This is a genomic window from Pseudomonas sp. 1121_17 (genome assembly GCF_052850745.1).
In genome coordinates this window covers 305,879-322,773 of record NZ_VXCX01000002.1, presented here as the reverse complement: position 1 = coordinate 322,773, position 16,895 = coordinate 305,879, and the positions used below count along the sequence as shown (strand labels likewise).

15 protein-coding genes and 1 pseudogene are annotated in these 16,895 nt (G+C 60.0%); 8 read left to right on the top strand and 8 right to left on the bottom strand.

Features of this window, described 5'->3' with window-relative positions; all coding sequences use genetic code 11:
• Window positions 1-17: 17 nt before the first annotated feature.
• The 3 genes from FW789_RS06360 to FW789_RS06350 all read left to right on the top strand — a co-directional run bounded on the left by FW789_RS06360 (window position 18) and on the right by FW789_RS06350 (window position 2,879).
• Window positions 18-866, top strand: coding sequence for a transketolase (locus tag FW789_RS06360; protein WP_340610584.1), 849 nt, complete (start codon window positions 18-20; stop codon window positions 864-866).
• Complete coding sequence (locus FW789_RS06355) at window positions 863-1,879, top strand: transketolase family protein (RefSeq protein ID WP_103437291.1); 1,017 nt, start codon at window positions 863-865, stop codon at window positions 1,877-1,879. The genes FW789_RS06360 and FW789_RS06355 overlap by 4 nt, the downstream gene beginning before the upstream one ends.
• A 61-nt stretch (window positions 1,880-1,940) precedes the next feature.
• Window positions 1,941-2,879, top strand: a complete 939-nt coding sequence (locus tag FW789_RS06350; protein WP_103437290.1) for an alpha/beta hydrolase — start codon at window positions 1,941-1,943, stop codon at window positions 2,877-2,879.
• A gap of 143 nt (window positions 2,880-3,022) precedes the next feature.
• On the opposite strand, the gene FW789_RS06345 is transcribed toward FW789_RS06350, so the two are convergent.
• The 3 genes from FW789_RS06345 to FW789_RS06335 all read right to left on the bottom strand — a co-directional run bounded on the left by FW789_RS06345 (window position 3,023) and on the right by FW789_RS06335 (window position 5,360).
• On the bottom strand, window positions 3,023-3,979 hold the full coding sequence (locus FW789_RS06345) for a DMT family transporter (RefSeq protein ID WP_103437289.1): 957 nt from the start codon (window positions 3,977-3,979) through the stop codon (window positions 3,023-3,025).
• 78 nt (window positions 3,980-4,057) lie between these two features.
• Window positions 4,058-4,786 (bottom strand): AraC family transcriptional regulator, encoded by a 729-nt coding sequence (locus FW789_RS06340; protein ID WP_103437288.1) that lies wholly within the window; start codon window positions 4,784-4,786, stop codon window positions 4,058-4,060.
• A 325-nt stretch (window positions 4,787-5,111) separates the two neighbouring features.
• Window positions 5,112-5,360, bottom strand: coding sequence for a CsbD family protein (locus FW789_RS06335; RefSeq protein WP_101319281.1), 249 nt, complete (start codon window positions 5,358-5,360; stop codon window positions 5,112-5,114).
• Between the two features lie 500 nt (window positions 5,361-5,860).
• Between FW789_RS06335 and FW789_RS06330 the strand changes: the two genes are divergently transcribed.
• Window positions 5,861-9,589 carry an autotransporter domain-containing protein gene (locus FW789_RS06330; protein ID WP_446431158.1) on the top strand — a complete coding sequence of 1,243 codons (3,729 nt, stop codon included), beginning with the start codon at window positions 5,861-5,863 and terminating at the stop codon, window positions 9,587-9,589.
• Window positions 9,590-9,613: 24 nt separating this feature from the next.
• On the opposite strand, the gene FW789_RS06325 is transcribed toward FW789_RS06330, so the two are convergent.
• Both FW789_RS06325 and FW789_RS06320 read right to left on the bottom strand, forming a co-directional pair.
• Window positions 9,614-9,850 carry a hypothetical protein gene (locus FW789_RS06325; protein WP_103437287.1) on the bottom strand — a complete coding sequence of 79 codons (237 nt, stop codon included), beginning with the start codon at window positions 9,848-9,850 and terminating at the stop codon, window positions 9,614-9,616.
• Between the two features lie 27 nt (window positions 9,851-9,877).
• Window positions 9,878-10,135 (bottom strand): hypothetical protein, encoded by a 258-nt coding sequence (locus tag FW789_RS06320; RefSeq protein ID WP_103437286.1) that lies wholly within the window; start codon window positions 10,133-10,135, stop codon window positions 9,878-9,880.
• 202 nt (window positions 10,136-10,337) lie between these two features.
• Between FW789_RS06320 and FW789_RS06315 the strand changes: the two are divergent.
• Both FW789_RS06315 and FW789_RS06310 read left to right on the top strand, forming a co-directional pair.
• Window positions 10,338-10,595, top strand: a pseudogene (locus FW789_RS06315) (DMT family transporter); the annotation flags it as partial.
• Window positions 10,558-10,968, top strand: coding sequence for a YybH family protein (locus FW789_RS06310; protein ID WP_103437285.1), 411 nt, complete (start codon window positions 10,558-10,560; stop codon window positions 10,966-10,968). The pseudogene FW789_RS06315 and the gene FW789_RS06310, both read left to right, overlap by 38 nt.
• A 25-nt stretch (window positions 10,969-10,993) precedes the next feature.
• On the opposite strand, the gene FW789_RS06305 is transcribed toward FW789_RS06310, so the two are convergent.
• The 3 genes from FW789_RS06305 to treS form a co-directional block, all read right to left on the bottom strand.
• Window positions 10,994-11,443 carry a GNAT family N-acetyltransferase gene (locus FW789_RS06305; protein ID WP_207074065.1) on the bottom strand — a complete coding sequence of 150 codons (450 nt, stop codon included), beginning with the start codon at window positions 11,441-11,443 and terminating at the stop codon, window positions 10,994-10,996.
• Between the two features lie 77 nt (window positions 11,444-11,520).
• Entirely contained in the window at window positions 11,521-11,748 is a 228-nt protein-coding gene (locus FW789_RS06300) for a hypothetical protein (protein ID WP_446431157.1), read from the bottom strand.
• Window positions 11,749-11,886: 138 nt separating this feature from the next.
• Complete coding sequence (treS, locus tag FW789_RS06295; RefSeq protein ID WP_446431156.1) at window positions 11,887-13,950, bottom strand: maltose alpha-D-glucosyltransferase; 2,064 nt, start codon at window positions 13,948-13,950, stop codon at window positions 11,887-11,889.
• Between the two features lie 231 nt (window positions 13,951-14,181).
• Here treS and FW789_RS06290 point away from each other — a divergent pair, with 231 nt between their 5' ends.
• Together FW789_RS06290 and FW789_RS06285 are read left to right on the top strand one after the other, a co-directional pair.
• Window positions 14,182-15,228, top strand: a complete 1,047-nt coding sequence (locus FW789_RS06290) for a diguanylate cyclase (RefSeq protein WP_446431239.1) — start codon at window positions 14,182-14,184, stop codon at window positions 15,226-15,228.
• A 254-nt stretch (window positions 15,229-15,482) separates the two neighbouring features.
• Window positions 15,483-16,892, top strand: coding sequence for a circularly permuted type 2 ATP-grasp protein (locus tag FW789_RS06285; RefSeq protein WP_103437281.1), 1,410 nt, complete (start codon window positions 15,483-15,485; stop codon window positions 16,890-16,892).
• The last annotated feature ends 3 nt before the right edge of the window (window positions 16,893-16,895 follow it).

Here is a 16,895-nt window from a genome sequence, read left to right as displayed (position 1 = left end):
GTTAATGGAGTTTCATCATGACTAACAATCCTTCATCCGCAGCCGCAATTACCCTTGTCGAACGCGCACATAGCATCCGCCGGCATGCGCTGAAAATGGGTCAAGTCCAGGGTCAAGGCTATGTTGGCCAAGCCCTCGGTGCTGCGGATCTGCTTGCGGTTTCGTATTTTCACGCAATGAACCATCGCCCCGAAGATCCCGAGTGGGAGCAGCGTGACCGCTTCTACCTGTCGATTGGGCACTACGCCATTGCGCTGTATGCAGCCTTGATCGAAGCGCAGATCATCCCGCTCGAAGAGCTGGAAACCTACGGGGCCGACGACAGCCGCCTGCCGATGTCGGGCATGGCCGCCTACACCCCTGGCATGGAAATTACCGGTGGCTCGTTGGGCCAAGGCCTGGGCATTGCGGTTGGCGCCTGCCTCGCGCTCAAGCGCAAAGATTCAGCCTCCTTCGTTTACAACCTGCTGTCTGACGGCGAGCTGAATGAAGGCTCTACCTGGGAAGCGGTGATGTCGGCCTCGCACTGGAAGCTCGACAACCTGATCGCCATTGTCGATGTGAACAACCAGCAGGCCGACGGTTATTCGAGTGAAATCCTGTCTTTCGAACCCATCGTTGAGCGCTGGCAGTCGTTTGGCTGGTTTACCCAGCGGGTCGATGGCAATGACATCGATGCACTGGTCGCCGCCTTCGATGCTGCCCGCAGCCACCCAGGCGCACAGCCCCGCGTGATCATCTGCGACACAAAAATGGGCAAGGGTGTGCCGTTCCTGGAAACCCGAGAGAAAACCCACTTCATTCGCGTGGAAGAACACGAATGGGATCTGGCCCTGAACAACCTTGAAGAAGGAAAACACCAATGAGCAACGCCGCCCCTACTTCGACTGGCGCACCGGCCAAGAAGCGCCTGACCACCTCGGCGATGATTGCCTCCATTGCCTCTGAAGGCCAGGCCACCAGATCGGCACCGTTCGGCCATGCCCTGGCGGCGCTTGCCGAGCAACGTGCGGATATCGTCGGCCTCTCCGCTGACTTGTCCAAGTACACCGACCTGCATATCTTCGCCAAAGCGCACCCCGATCGCTTCTATCAGATGGGCATGGCCGAGCAATTGCTGATGAGCGCCGCGGCCGGTATGGCCCGCGAAGGCTTCGTGCCTTTTGCCACCACCTACGCCGTGTTCGCTTCACGCCGCGCTTATGATTTCATCTGCATGGCCATCGCCGAAGAGAACCTCAACGTCAAGATCGTCTGCGGCTTGCCTGGGCTCACCACCGGCTATGGCCCAAGCCACCAGGCGACTGACGATCTGGCGATCTTCCGTGCCATGCCTAACCTTATGATCGTCGACCCGTGCGATGCCTTGGAGATAGAACAGGCAGTGCCTGCGATCGCAGCGCATCAAGGCCCGGTTTATATGCGCCTGCTGCGCGGCAACGTGCCGCTGGTGTTGGATGAATACGGCTATAAATTCGAGATCGGCAAGGCCAAGACGCTGCGCACTGGCAAAGATGTCCTGATCATCTCCACCGGGCTCATGACCATGCGCTCGCTGGAAGCAGCCAAGGCACTGCAAGCCGATGGCGTAGACGTCGCCGTGCTGCACGTACCGACAATCAAGCCGCTGGACGAACAAACCATCCTCGCCGAGGCGCGCAAGTCTGGACGTTTGGTCGTCACCGCAGAAAACAGCTCGATCATCGGCGGTTTGGGTGAGGCGGTTGCCGGCTTGCTGCTACGCAATGGCGTGACGCCAACTTTCAGGCAGATCGCGCTGCCTGATGCCTTCCTCGACGCCGGTGCGCTGCCGACGCTGCATGATCGATATGGCATCTCCACCACAGCCGTTTGTGCGCAAATCAAAGCGTGGCTGTAGCGTAATCTTCAGGGCGCTTCGATCAGAAGCGCCTCATCACGACGGGAAAAGGTGCGCAACAGTGAAACCACATGAACTGCTTGACCCCGATTTCCGCAGCTTTTTAGCCAGCGGCGCTGAGATTTGGTCGCTGGATGCGCTGCCTGGCATCAGACAGCGTGTCCATGCGACTTTCAAGCCCCGAAACCAGGCGCGTTGTCAGACGGTCTGGGCTGATGGGCTGGACCGTGCACAATTGCGCCTTTGTCTCTACAGACCCGAGACGGTAACTGATGGCAAAACCTGTCCAGTGATTCTCTACGTTCACGGCGGCGGCTTCGTACTCGGTCAGCCTGAAATGGCGGACGATTATCTGGCCGATCTGGCGCAACACCTGCATACGGTGATCGTCGCTGTTGATTACCGACTTGCACCTGAACATCCATTCCCTGCTCCACTTGAAGATTGCTACACAGCACTGGCCTGGATATTCAGCAATCATCAAGACCTCAAGGCCGACACTCGAAGACTAGTTGTGATGGGGCACAGTGCCGGCGGCGGGCTAGCTGCAGCCTTGGCAATATTGGCGCGCGACCGGGGTGAGTATCCGCTCATGGGGCAGGTCTTGATCTATCCGATGCTGGACTATCGCTCAGGGCGTGCCGAATCGCCGTTTACCAATATCACCACAGGGAAAATTGGCTGGCAGCCTCAAGCCAATCAGTTTTGCTGGGAAGCCCTGCGTGGAAACTACGGTCTTGATGACGAGCGCATTGGCTACTTCTCAGCAGCTATGCAGCAGGACCTGAACAATTTACCTCCCACCTTTATCTCGGTAGGTGCGCTGGATTTGTTCATGGAAGAGAGCGTCGACTTCGCGATGAGGTTGTCTCGCTCCGGTGTGCCGGTAGAACTTCATGTTTACCCTGGGGCACCACACATGTTCGACCAACACCCTGGGACGATTACGTCGCAGGCCAAACTCGATATCGAACGAGCGCTTGAGCGACTCCTCGGCTAGGTTGACGCACCGGCCAGGAGCCGCTTGGCGATCATCGATACGGCTTGGGCTGGCGAAGCCATGGTGGTATCTAACAGTCAGTGCGACATTGAGCGTGATCAGTCATGTGGCAGTAGCTGCCACCTGCTCACCCGGTGCGCTTCCTAAAGCGGCATGACCCGGCTATCCCCGTGATGCTGAGTCCGGTGACAATTCAGACACCAGACAACACCTGTAACCAGCAGCGCAATTGCTGCAATTTCGTATGGGTCAGGAAGCCGATGCTCCCATAAAAAGCCAATAAGCAGCGCAGCCAATGTCTCTATCACGAGCACTTGCCCACTCAGTGCCAAGGGCAGGAGCCGGCTCGCCTGGTTCCAGCATGCGCCGCCCACCACGGAAGACAGAAAAGCTACTCCGCCAGCTACCAGAAGAAAATCAAGCCATTCAGTGTTGCCGTACGTTCCGGTCTGCCACCCCAGCACAGGTAGCGCCAGGAGCAATGATTGAGCGCCCGTCATGACCCCTGTCAGCAGTGCCCAGTCGTTGGAGGAAACGCTGGCGACCTGAACCAGACGCCGAGCGTTACTCACCGCGAACCAGCTCCAGGATACTAACGCGCCCGCCGCGCACAGAATCCCTGCGATGTTGGTGAGAATATCGGTTCGGTCGCCGTTGGTAATTGCATGCCAACTGATGAGCGTTACCCCGCCCACTGCACAGCACAGTGAAGGAACGAGCTTGCGCAGCGGAACGGCATTTTCGTCATGCCGACCTGCCAGTGTGATGAGCACCGGAATCAGCCCGACAATCAGCGATGTTGTAGCTATGCCAACCAACTGCACACCGGTGCCCACCAGCGTGTAGTAGATGAGATTTCCTATCAGGCTGAGCCAGAACAGCGACTTCCAGTCTGCCTTGCTGAGCTTGGCGCACACGCGTTTCCAGCGAGGTGCGAGCAGCGCCCCTGAAATCACGCCATAGCAAAGAAACCTCAGCACGGCGAATTGCAGGCCGCTCAGTTCGGGGGTCAGTTGCGGGCCGAGGAAGATCACCCCCCAGCACAGACCCGCGCACACCCCGTAGAGGATACCTTTCAGCAATAATCGATCTGCACCCATTTCACCCGCGCTCCAAACTTGATGTGTGAAGTCTGGAGCAGCTGATTCGGTGAATATTGTCGCTAACTGCGCAATTCTTTACCCGGGCTGTTGCTGCGCACGACGATAGGCCGCCGGGGTCGTGGCTTTCAGGCGCTGCATGGTGCGTGTCAGCGATGCCTGGTCGCTGAAGCCCGCACGCAAGGCTATTTCAGCAATGGGCAAGGCGGTTCCACGTAACCATCGCTGCGCTTCCTGCACACGCAACTCGGTCAACCAGGCCTGCGGACTCATGTCGAACACTTGCCGGAATCGCTGATGCAGCTGGCTCACGCTCATGTTGGCAAACCGAGCCATGGTTTCATTGTTCCAATGGGCTCCAGGATTGCTCCGAAGACGACCGATCAACCGCTCTATAGGGTCGGTAAAACAGGCAGCGTCCGGGCTCAGGGAGGACAACAACAAGGGCCCCAGCTGGCACGTCGCGATGGAGAGTTGCGCATGACCTATCAACTCGGCGAACTCGATGAGCCGACGCGTTGCGGGGGGAATCGGCACATAGATGTTTCGAGCCAGGCGCTCGACGTGGAGCGTTTCCAGCGTGGAAGGCGCGCAGTCAAGGACCAAAAAGCGGCTATCGATATCGCAGTGTTGCGAGTGCTCTGAGCCAGGTTCCACAAGTGCCGCCAATGACTGATCGATGCAGCCGCCGCGACCGTTTACGTCTATGTCCATACGGCCGCGAATCGGCAGGACCAATTGAGCATGCTCGTGGTGATGGTGAGGGGTGTCCCGCTCATAGCTGCGCACTTCGAGGCTTAAAAACATTACTGCACCTTCCGCTCCGGCAGGTTATCCGATGGTGTGTGTTACTGCCCTACTCCACAGCCCTTAACACTGTCAGCGCGAGCGGCCTCGGAACTCACCGGATCATATCCCTTTTGCTCATGGCCTGCTTTCCAGCAGGACAGCAGATTGCGGCGTGCTAACGGATAGTCCAGGGAGATGCGGAAACAATTGAGCCTCCAGCTAATCAGACGGAGGCCCAACAGTAGTACAGATTGTGTTCAATGCTGGAGCTCGCGGAGGCTCAAGCAGTGCCTCTCGCATTCAACGGCTAACCGGGAGAATTACTAGACGCTCCTGCCTGGACTCAGCGGCGCAGAACGCGATCCAGCACCAACAGGGCAATCGCGCCAATAGCCATCGCAGTCACTGGCTTTTCTTTGACGAAGGTGGACACGCTGTTCATTGCATCGCCGTAGGCCTGGGTCACTTGACCGCATGCCTGGCGGCCCGCACCTTCTGCCTCGAGGCTGGAATCACCAAACAGCTTCCCGACAGCGCTTTGGGCTTTACCGGCAACTTGTTCTACTACGCCTTCAACCTGTTCACTCTTCATGTTCGTCAAACCTTCGTGTGTCAGTGGGGAGGCTCAGGGTCTGCCTGAGCCGTAGATAGCTGCACAAGGTTAGGGTGACAGGTGTCATGAATAGTTCAACGTCGATGCGCACCGGTCATATTGCGAATTTGGCGGACGCATCCATCATAGTTCTCCAGAACAATGAGCTTGGGGACCCACTTGGTCCTTGGCGATGATCTTCACCTGGCAAACCCCGCAGAAAAAACCCCGCATTCCGGCAATACTTTCGCTTTAACGGTGAAAATGAAGCCGCAAGGTATCCGGGTCATCGCGTTCCTCAACGGGAAGGCGTCAAGTTCGGCACGCACGTGCCGATATCCCTCAGAGCGACTGACCAAACGCCATCCTGGCCCCTATCAGCGCCCTGCTCTATCTATCAGCTCTGAGGCTGTAGTGAGTATTCATGGCAAGACACGGGCGTTATCCGTTTCGCCAGCTACCAATAACTGCTTGATCAAAGCTTAAAATCCGGGTGATAAATGCGCCGTATATCGTTTGGCCAGTGGCTACGCGCTGGGGTGGCCGTGGCCGCATTGACCGTATTCAACGTCGCTCCGGCATTTGCGCTGTCAAACGGCTGCACGGCGATAAACAACTTGTCCGGTTCGACTGCGCTGTCATTCGGTGCAAGCAGATACCCCGCCTCGGACTTTCTCCCGGGGGACGCGCTGACGCTGACGTTCAGTGATAGCGGGACGGCGTCCCAGGGCAATCCAACCGCTGCTGACAGCATTAGCCTCGCGCGCTACAACCTTGCCGGTTTTCAGACCTACAACGCAGCGAACAGCACCACCAATACGCCGCACACGGTCAGTATGACCGTCCCCGCAGGCAGTCTGGAGGCCAATGGTGTAGCCATTCGGGCTACAACCTCCAATGGCCAGATCAGCAATCTGGTGTTCAGCTGCACCAGCCTCAGCGCAGTATCCACGGATGCCACCCTATCCAGCCTGACGCTCTCGACAGGCAGCCTGACGCCAGCTTTCAGCACGGCCACCACCAGCTACACCGCTTCGGTCGGCAACGCTACAACCACCCTCTCCCTCACACCGACCACCACAGACAACAACAGCACGGTCACAGTGAATGGCACACCGGTAAACTCAGGCAGCGCTTCCCCGCCCATCGGCCTCGCAGTGGGTTCGAACGTCTTCACGCTGCTGATCACGGCTGCGGATGGAGTCACTAGCAAGTCTTACACCATCACCGTCGACAGGGCCCAAGCCGCGCCACTGGCCAGTGCGGTTACGGCCAACGTGAGTGCCAACAGCGCAAACAACCCGATCAGCCTGGCCATCACCGGCACAGCCAGTTCGGTCGCCGTCGCCACCCCAGCCAGCCATGGCACCGCCACCGCGAGCGGAACCAGCATCAGTTACACGCCTATCTCGGGCTATTCAGGCAGCGACACCTTCACCTATACCGCGAGCAACAGCTCAGGCACTTCTGCGCCGGCAACAGTCACTGTCAGCGTCTCGCAGCCAACACTGATCATCACTCCGTCTGCCGGTGCTTTGCCCGCAGGCCAGGTCGGCAGCAGTTACAGCCAGACCATCACCAGTGCTGGGGGCACGGCGTCCTATGGCTACGCAGCCAGCGGACTACCAGCTGGGCTGTCGCTGAATTCCACTTCCGGCGTGCTCAGCGGAACGCCCTCCATTGCCGGCAGCTACACGCCATCGGTCATCGTCACCGACGCCTACGGCGCGACCGTCACCACCAACTACACCCTCTCGATCGTGGCGCAGGCGCCGGTGGCGAGCGCCGTATCGGCAAGCGTTGCCGCCAACAGCACAGGCAACGCGCTCACCCTCAGCCTGTCCGGCGGCCCTGCCGACAGCGCGGCGATCGCCAGCCAGCCGATGCATGGTACCGCCACGGCGTCTGGCCTCGCCCTGCGCTACACGCCTGCAGCGGGCTTCGCCGGGGTCGACAGCTTCAGTTATACCGTTACCAACGCGGCCGGCACCTCTGCGCCGGCGACTGTAACCATTACCGTCACGGCGGTGGCGCTTGCACTCAGCCCGGCCAGCGGCCCGCTCCCCGGCGGCACGGTCGCGTCCAGTTACAGCACCTCGCTGCTGGCATCCGGCGGCACTGCGCCTTATCACTATGCCGCGACCGGCTTGCCGAGCGGCTTGACCCTCGACACCAGCAGCGGAGTGATCAGCGGCACACCTACCCTGGCCGGCGCCTATAGCGTTGCAGTCACGGCCACGGATAATGTTGGCAATGCCGGCAGTACCAACTACACGCTGGCCATTGGCACCGCCTTGCCCACAGTCGCGGCGGTATCCGCAGTGGTCGCCGCCAACTCGTCGAACAACCTCATTGCCTTGGGACTCTCGGGTGGCGCTGCTACCACCGTGACCGTCACATCGTTGCCGTTGCATGGCACGGCGGTCGCCAGTGGCACCAGCATTCGCTACACGCCCCAAGCAGGATTCTCGGGCAGTGACAGCTTCAGCTACAGTGCCAGCAATGCCAGTGGCACTTCGGCTGCTGCCAGCGTTTCCATCACGGTCAGCCCTGCTACCCTGGTGCTGGCTCCGGCAGCCGGCGCGTTGCCCGCTGCCACCGTGGGCAGCATCTACCGGCAGAATGTGAGTGCCAGCGGCGGCGTCAGCCCCTATCGCTTCAGTGCGGCCGGGCTGCCGGCCGGGCTGACGCTGGACCCGGTATCCGGCAGCCTGTTCGGCACGCCGACTGCTACCGGCAGTGGCTCATTTTCGATCAGCGTGACCGATGCCAACGGCACCCAGATGACGGCCAATTACTCGCTGCTCAGCAACGGCGTCACCCCCGAGGCAGCCGATGTCAGTGCGTCGGTTGCGGCCGGCCAGAGTGTCGCCCTGAACCTGACTGCGGGCGCGACCGGTGGCCCGTTCACCTCTGCAACCCTGCTCGACACACCGTCACAGGCGTTGGGCAGCGTACGCCTGAACCAGACCGCCCTTGAATTCACGGCAGCGGCCAGGGCCAGTGGCACCGTCACCTTGCGCTTCACCCTGGCAAACGCCTGGGGTGTCTCGCAGGTTGCAACACTGACCCTGCAGATCAATGCACGGCCCGACCCAGGCAAGGACGCCGAAGTCATCGGCGTGCTCAATGCGCAGACCCAAAGTGCTCAGCAGTTCGCCCGGGCGCAGGTCACCAACTTCACTGACCGTCTTGAGCAACTGCATAGCCCGGACGGGCACCGCAACGCCTTCAATCTGCGCTTCAACCCCACGCAGGCACACGCACGGAACAAGCCAGGCCAGGCGGCCGACAGCGAGCAGACCGATCTCGATCTGCTCGCAGCCACACAGATGCTGGCCGACGACCAGCCGCAACTGATGCATGCAGATCCAACCGACCAGGACCTCACTGCGCCTGCCAGCGGCAATGTATCGGTATGGACAGGGGGCTATGTTGATTTCGGCAATACCGAGCGCGGCGGCAGCAAGGTCAGCAGCACCCTGATTGGCGTCAGCAGCGGGATCGACTTTCGCTTGAGCCGTGCGCTGACAGCCGGAGTGGGGGTTGGCTATGGCAGCGACAAGAGTGATATCGGCTCTGCCGGCAGCACTAACCGCGGCAAGTCCTACAGCGTGGCTGCCTATGCCAGTTATCACCCGAGCGCGGTATTTGTCGATGCACTGCTCGGCTACAGCCGCCTGCAATTCGACAGTGAGCGCTTCGTGACTGACTCCGGCGGCTACGCCAAAGGCAGCCGCGATGGCGATCAGCTGTTCGCCTCGCTAAGCTCTGGCTACGAGCTGAAAAGCCAGAACTGGCTGGTATCGCCCTATGGCCGCCTGGATACCTCTACGACCTGGCTGCACGGCTATCAGGAGTCGAATGCGGATGCCAACAACCTCGATTACGCCCAGCAGCGCTTTTCACTGGTGTCGGGCGTGGCCGGTCTGCGTGGGCAGTACGGGATTCCATTGAGCTGGGCCTACCTGACGCTGCGCTCGCGCCTGGAGTTCAGCCACACCTTCAATTCCGAATCCAGCGCCCGCCTTGGCTATGCCGATGTTGGCAATTCAACCTACACGATCACTACCGAAGGCTTCGGTGACGACACGCTGGCTGCATCGCTCGGGCTCGATCTGCTGTGGGGATCGGGGCTGAGCACAGGGATTGGCTACCAAGGCACGCGGGCACTGGGGCAGCAGTCGCGCTCGGATGCGCTGTCGCTGCGTGCTGGCTATCGGTTTTAACATCCCCCGCGGCCTGGTTGCCCGTCAGCCCTCGGGCAAGCTGACGCCGCAGATGAATTCGCTTGAGCCGATGCGGTGTGAGCCGAACTCCACGACGTAACTGTCGCCGCGGCGTTCGGCCTCTATCCTGGCGGTAGTCAGGTCAGCATATACATCGACCAGATGCCACGGATGGCGGTCGCGCAGCACGCCCCAGCCCAGCACCCAGCCTGGTCTGGCAGGGTCCGCCGGCAAGTTTTTTACGAGGCTGCGTATGCTCATCGGCTGCTCACAGGAAGCCTTGTCTCCTTACCCCCGCAGCCGCTCTAGGCGAGCGCGACCGGCTTCGGTAATGGCGTTCTCCCCTTCATCACTGATGCGATAACGACCGGAAGCCATCTTGGCAATCGAAAACCTCACCAGATCACTTTTGGCCAACGCTTCGCCAACTTCGTAACTCATGGCGCGCTCCAGGTCGAAAATCCTGATCGCTCCAATCTTATAACGAGCAAAGACGATCAGCGCCTCATCAATCGCCGCTTGGCTTACCGCTTGAACACGTTCCATGCTGACATCCTAGTTCGTGAGTGGCCCGATCCGTGGGCAGACAGACAACGGACCGTGGCAGTTCGTCGAATGTGCAACGCTACTATGTACACGCCAGGTGGGGTACTGGCTTTGCATCCATGCTGGATGATTGGACAGGCCAGGGAGTCGCACCCATTGACACTAATCGGGGCCACCCCGCGGGTATTACCGCTCCTCTGCTGTGTCTTCGGTGATTGGCGCCTGGGCCTGGAACGCCGCGACACGGCGGCTACCGATGGTGCTCTCAGGTCAACTGATCTCACCGGAGTCTTTGTTTGCCGCCCTGCTCGGCTTACTCTTTAACGCCAGGCTGCCAACGTCCATAGAGATGTCAGGGCTTATCGCCGTGATCACAGGCGCCGGGTTGGCGGTCTACAGCATTTTCACGCAGGAGCACAGCAATGGATGCACTTACCCGAACGCTCAAAGCGACAATTGAGGCCGCTGATCACGCGATCACCGCCGAAGATTTCGACGAGTTAATGAAGTTTTATGCCGACGACGCAACGCTGGTGGTCAAACCGGGTTTGACGGTCACCGGCAAAGACAGCATCCGCCGCGCATTTGTCGCTATTGCGGAGCACTTCAATCACAGCATTGTTGTCACGCAGGGCGAGATGCAAGTCATTCAAGGCGCTGATGTCGCCCTCGTCGTCATGGAAACGTTGTTGCAAGCCACTGACAAGGCAGGTGGCAAAACCGAGATTTCGCGCAGAGCAACTTACGTATTTCGATTTATCGCGGACCAATGGCTATGCGCCGTCGACAACTCCTACGGAACGACACTGCTGGACAACATCGTCGAGCCGTAGGAATCAAGTCAGGGGTGCCGGCAAACTATGTATCAGCCTGCTGCCGGCGCTTCTCCATGCGAATATCGCCTCCAGGCAACTGCTCCACGCAGCGCCAGCCGAGCTTGCGATAAAAACCGCTGGCGCGACTGGCCTCCGCAGTTTCCAGCCATATCGTCTCATGCTGCTGAAAAAGGAAGCACTCTGCGCATTCCATAAGGGAGCGACCCAGGCCCTGCTCCTCGAACTGGGGCAGTACGAATGCTGCGAACACACAAGCATCACCGCTATCAGCCATTGAAAAGCCTGCCGGGACACCCTCGACTTCAGCAATCCAGATGCACGGGGCATCAGCGAGTGCTTGCTGAATGGCTTCCGGGATGATGCCCATCTGCGTCAGTTGCTCACGCGACAGGTGATTTTCTCGAACGCTTGTACGGATGTGGAAAATCGCATCGATATCAGCGCTGTTGGCCAGCCTGATTGTTTTCTGCATGACGAGTCCCTTCAGCTATTTCAAACGCCGGTACTGTATGGCGCCCAGCGGAAGGTCCTTTTACCAGTTGATGGACTTTAAAACACTACGCTGACTTCAGTTATGCCAAGCAACGCCGCTTGTTCCAGAACTTCTGCAGGGGTCGCATCGGCGGCAGGCATGACCAGGCTGTTTTCCCCATCACCATGGTGCAACATGATCAGGTGTAGCGCGGCCTCATGGGTTGCAAGGTGATCTTGCTTGAGCTCGAGCTGGTGAGTGCGGAGCTCGCCGTTGAAGAGGTATTCCAAGGTAAAGGTATGCATGGTCAGATTCTCATGTGCTGGACTAGACCCTTATCCTGATCAGAGAGACAGCTTTTTGGTTCGATTGGCTTCTAGCCACGCTCAGGAAAACCAGACCAGCGCGGTCGCTGGCCTGGTATCACAGAACGAGGCCGGGCTTCAGAAATGCCCGCTGCTGTTGACGATCCGCAGCGACAGCGCTTCGTAAGGTTCCAGGTTGATCATCAAGCGCCCGTCCTCGCTGAGGTCGCCTTCGACCGTTTCATTGATCATGTCGACCACGGTCCCCGGAGTGAAGCCGGCCAATGTCAGTTCCTCGCTGATGACTTCAGCACTGAAGTTGAGCGCGCTGATCTGGATACCCTTGCCGGCAGGCAGTTCATGCACCATGACCAGCAAGCCAGGACTGTCGACTTCCGGCACCAGAATCTGCTTGCTGCTGGCGATGCCATAGGCCTGACGCACCGCGAGGATCTTTTTCACCATGCTGGCAAACGAATCGCTGCGTTGCAGCTGGCTGTCCAGGCTGCCATACAGGTCGCGGGCCTTTGGGATACCCCGCACGGATGCTTGCTCCTCAGGTGCCAGCCCCGCCAGGTCATAGCCACCGCGGTGAATCCAGCGCGTGTCACCATCGAGCATGCGCTCGGCGACAGCCTCGGCCGGCAGTGGCAGTGCGCCGACCATGTCCCAGCCCGACAGCGCAAACACCCCAGGCTGCATGGCGTTGTACATCACCAGCAACAGGTGGATCTTCTGGATCTGGGCAATATCGTCCTCAGTGATCAGCTCCAGGTCACGAATCCCCAGCGTGGCAGTGATCAGACTCGCGGTGGTGCAGGAGATGCCGTTGGTGACGAAGCGCAGGTTGTACGGCGCATGCTCGCCAGACAGGCGCTCATGCATCTCTTCACGAATATGCTCGCGCAGGATGCTGCCGGGGATGGTCTGGCCCTTGTACATGAACATGTCATGGGCATGCAGGGTCCAGAAATGCACCAGCTCGGTGGTCAACTCGTCATGGTTCTGCAGGGCATGGATCAGCGAGGCAGGGTCGATCTTGAACGCGTGCATCTGCTGCAGCATCAGGCGCAGGAACTCGGTATCGCCAGTCAGCAGTGCGTGCTGGTAGGCTGGCCGAGTAACGAAGTCGTAGGATAGATCGGCGCCGCCCTTGGACATTTGGGCGATGTCATCCAGGGTCAGGTTCAGTTCCTGGAAGCTGAAGCCGCCGGCCTTGCGGATCATCCCACCGAGGATCTGGTTGCCGGTGATCGATAACGGATGGCTCTCGGACCAGGCCGGGCCTTCGGCGCGGGCTTCGACGCCGAGGAAGCCGTTGGCATCCAGGCGGATACCGCGTGCGCCATGGCAGTCGAGGGCATACAGCGCGTCACCGAGGATCATCTGCTGGGCGGTAAACGATGGATCGAGCCAGTTCAGCGACGGCTGCCCTTCCTTGAAATAATGCAGATAGACCCAGCGCCGTTCGATGCCGTCGACGCCGGTGATCGCTGGTGTTGCGCTCCAATCGGTGTCCTTGACCCCCGGCTCGAAGAAGATCACCCGTTGCAACTGGCCGACAATGTAATGCCGCGCCTTCAACTCGTCGCACACCGCTGGTGACAGGTTGACGGCGTCGCGGCCCGCGGGCACGTCAGGCAGCAGGTGCCAGTCTTCCTGACGAATCTCGACCATGTGATACAAGCCCGGATACAAGCCATAGGCCCGCTCGGCCAGCCTGAAGTCCGCGCCCTTGCCGGTGTGTGCGGGGATCAGGTCATCGATGGTCACCGCGTTGTGCGCGGCGGCGATCCTGCTCATGCGCACCAATTCTTCTTCGGTACCGAACAGCGGGTCGACGTCAAAACTGATGCGGTCGAAATTACCGTCCACGCTTGGTGTGAACTGATCACCGCTGATCCCGCCGGCCTGCTTGATCGGACCGGTGTGAATGCCTTGGATGCCAATCTCGGACAACTGCTTCCAGAGCGCTTCATGGCCCAGCGCCTGAAGTACCGAAGACCCTTCAGGCGAGACAATCGCATCGGGGTACACCGTCAACCACACCGAGGATATTTCAATCGCCCGGCGCGGCTGCGACTCGGCATAGGCGTTCATCCACAGCCGCGACTGGCCGCCGTAGAGCTTGGCCCGGTCCTGGGAAATCTTGAGCATGGAACGCGCTTCGAGCCATTTAATGTACTCGTCCTGATCTGTCATAAGCTCCCCACAAGGCAAAAGTGAATGTACGCAGGCTTTAGGGTATGACGCATGGCAGCAATGAACGTTCGCCTGGAGCGCTTTGCGCGGCGCTGGCGCAATGACACAATGCCGCACCCGTATCCAGAGCTGCGGCCTCACGCCATGAACGCCCCCGACCTTCGCCCCGAGATCACCCAGCACGTCAGGACCGATCGGCTCAAGCAGCTGTTCGTGCAATCGGCGCCGGCGGTGCTGGGCAGCTACCTGGCTGCAGCGATGCTGTGCTGGATGGGCTGGGAGCGCTTTGATCACGAAGCGGTGATCACCTGGATGAGCGTGCTGACCGCGACCACGCTGCTGCGTACCGTGATGTTCATCACCTACCGCCGCGCCGCGCCCAACCAGCGCTCGCCGCAACAGTGGGAGCGCCGCTACTGGCTGACCTTGGCATTGTCGGCAGGCATCTGGGGCCTTGGCGCGCTTGCGGTGATGCCGGTCGGTGATCTGGTCGGGCAGACGCTGATCATTCTGTTTGCAGTAGGCATGTCGGTCAGCGCGGTGTCGTGTTACTCGTCCTTTCGCAATATGACCCTGGTGTCCATTGCTCTGGTGCTGCTGCCTTGCACGATCTGGTTGTTACTGCAGCCTTCTGCCTTGCAACAAGGCATAGCCCTGGCGGTGCTGGTGTTTGCCTCGTTTGTCGTCAGTGCCACCCGCAGTCTGTCTTCAGCACTGGAGACTGCTTGGCGCCTGAAGCATGAGATGGAACATGCTCACCGGCTGGCTATCATTGCCTCCTGCACAGACGGCCTGACCGGTTTGAATAATCGCCGGGCGTTCTTCGATCATGCCTCGGCCCAGCATGCCTTATGTAAGCAGCAGAGCGGGCTGGTCGCTGTGTTGATGCTGGACATCGACTATTTCAAACAGATCAATGACACCTTCGGCCATGCGGCGGGGGATCGGGTCCTGCAACGCATCGGCACGGTCATCAGTGCCTGCCTGCGCGACGATGGCATCGCCGGCAGGCTCGGCGGTGAAGAGTTCGCACTGTTGCTGCCCAACACGCCCCAGGCCGAGGCCGTCGAGATTGCCGAGCGCCTGCGGGCATTGATCGCCCAACTCAACGTGAGCAGTGAGCACGGCGTGACGGCAAGCATCGGCCTGGTCTGTGCCACAACTGCCGAAAGTGATCTGGACGCATTGCTGGTCTGCGCCGACAAGGCCATGTACCGCGCCAAGGCCGCCGGCCGCAACCGGGTTGAACTGGTCGAGCTCGCTCGCACCACCGCCTGAGCGCCCCCGTTTGGGGCAACTTCGGCAAAGCCTGGCATCGTGCACCTGTTTGATGCGCCACGCCTTCCCGCCGTTGACGGGGATTGAGCGTAAAAGCCTTCACTGCGTCGTTTTTCTGATGCTAAACAGCGCGCAATCGCAATTTCTGCATCAATTCGAGACTTCACTCACTGCCCTGCCCGTTTCGGCACCTTCATTGCAACGCTGATCAGGTATGCGACAACGCTGCTGACGATGCGTAGCAAGGAGTGGGTATGTCCCGGGCTTTTTTCGATGAAATGTATGAGGCAAACGGAAGTTGCCGCTCCCACTACCAGGCTTTTTCGCGCTGGTTGGCCAATACACCGCTGGAATTGCTGGAACAACGTCGACGCGAGGCCGACCTGCTGTTCCACCGCGCGGGCATCACCTTTACTCTCTATGGTGACGCGCAGGACACCGAGCGCCTGATCCCCTTCGACATTATCCCGCGCAGCATCCGCGCCAGTGAGTGGCGCATTGTCGAGCGCGGCTGCATTCAGCGGGTGCAGGCGCTGAACCTGTTCCTGCACGACATCTACCACGACCAACGCATTCTCAAGGCCGGCATCATTCCGCCCGAACAGGTATTGGCCAACGAGGGCTATCAGGTCGCAATGCAGGGCTTGAACCTGCACCGTGGGCTGTACGCGCACATCGCCGGTGTCGATCTGGTGCGCGACAGCGATGGCACTTATTACGTGCTGGAAGACAACCTGCGCACCCCAAGCGGCGTCAGCTACATGCTTGAAGACCGCAAGATGATGATGCGCCTGTTCCCCGAGCTGTTCGCCGCGCAGCGCATCGCACCGATCGACCACTACCCGAACATGCTGCTGGACACACTCAAGAGCGCCAGCCCGCTGGACAACCCGACCGCCGTGGTGCTCACCCCCGGGCGCTTCAACAGTGCCTATTTCGAACATGCGTTTCTTGCCCGCGAGATGGGCATCGAACTGGTCGAAGGCGCCGACCTGTTCGTGCGTGACGAGCATCTGTATATGCGCACCACCGCCGGGCCGCAGCGGGTCGACGTGATCTACCGACGCCTGGATGACGACTACCTCGACCCGTTGTCTTTCAACCCGGACTCGACCCTTGGCGTGCCCGGCCTGATCTCGGTGTACCGCGCCGGCAATGTGGTGCTGGCCAATGCCGTCGGCACCGGCGTGGCCGACGACAAGTCGATCTACCCCTATGTGGGCGACATGATCCGCTTCTACCTCAGCGAAGAGCCCATCCTCAAGAACGTCCCCACCTGGCAATGCCGCAAGCCTGCCGACTTGTCCCACGTGCTGGCCAACTTGCCTGAACTGGTGGTCAAAGAGACCCAGGGCTCCGGCGGTTACGGCATGTTGGTTGGGCCGGCGGCAACGGCAGCGCAGATCGAGGACTTCCGCGCGCGCATCAAAGCCCGCCCGCATGCCTACATCGCCCAGCCGACCTTGTGCCTGTCGACTTGCCCGACCTTCATCGAACAAGGCATCGCCCCGCGCCATATCGACCTGCGCCCGTTCGTCTTGTCCGGCAGCGAGACCCGCCTGGTGCCTGGCGGCCTGACCCGCGTGGCGTTGCAGGAAGGCTCGCTGGTGGTCAACTCGTCGCAGGGCGGCGGTACCAAGGACACCTGGGTGGTGGAGGACTGACCG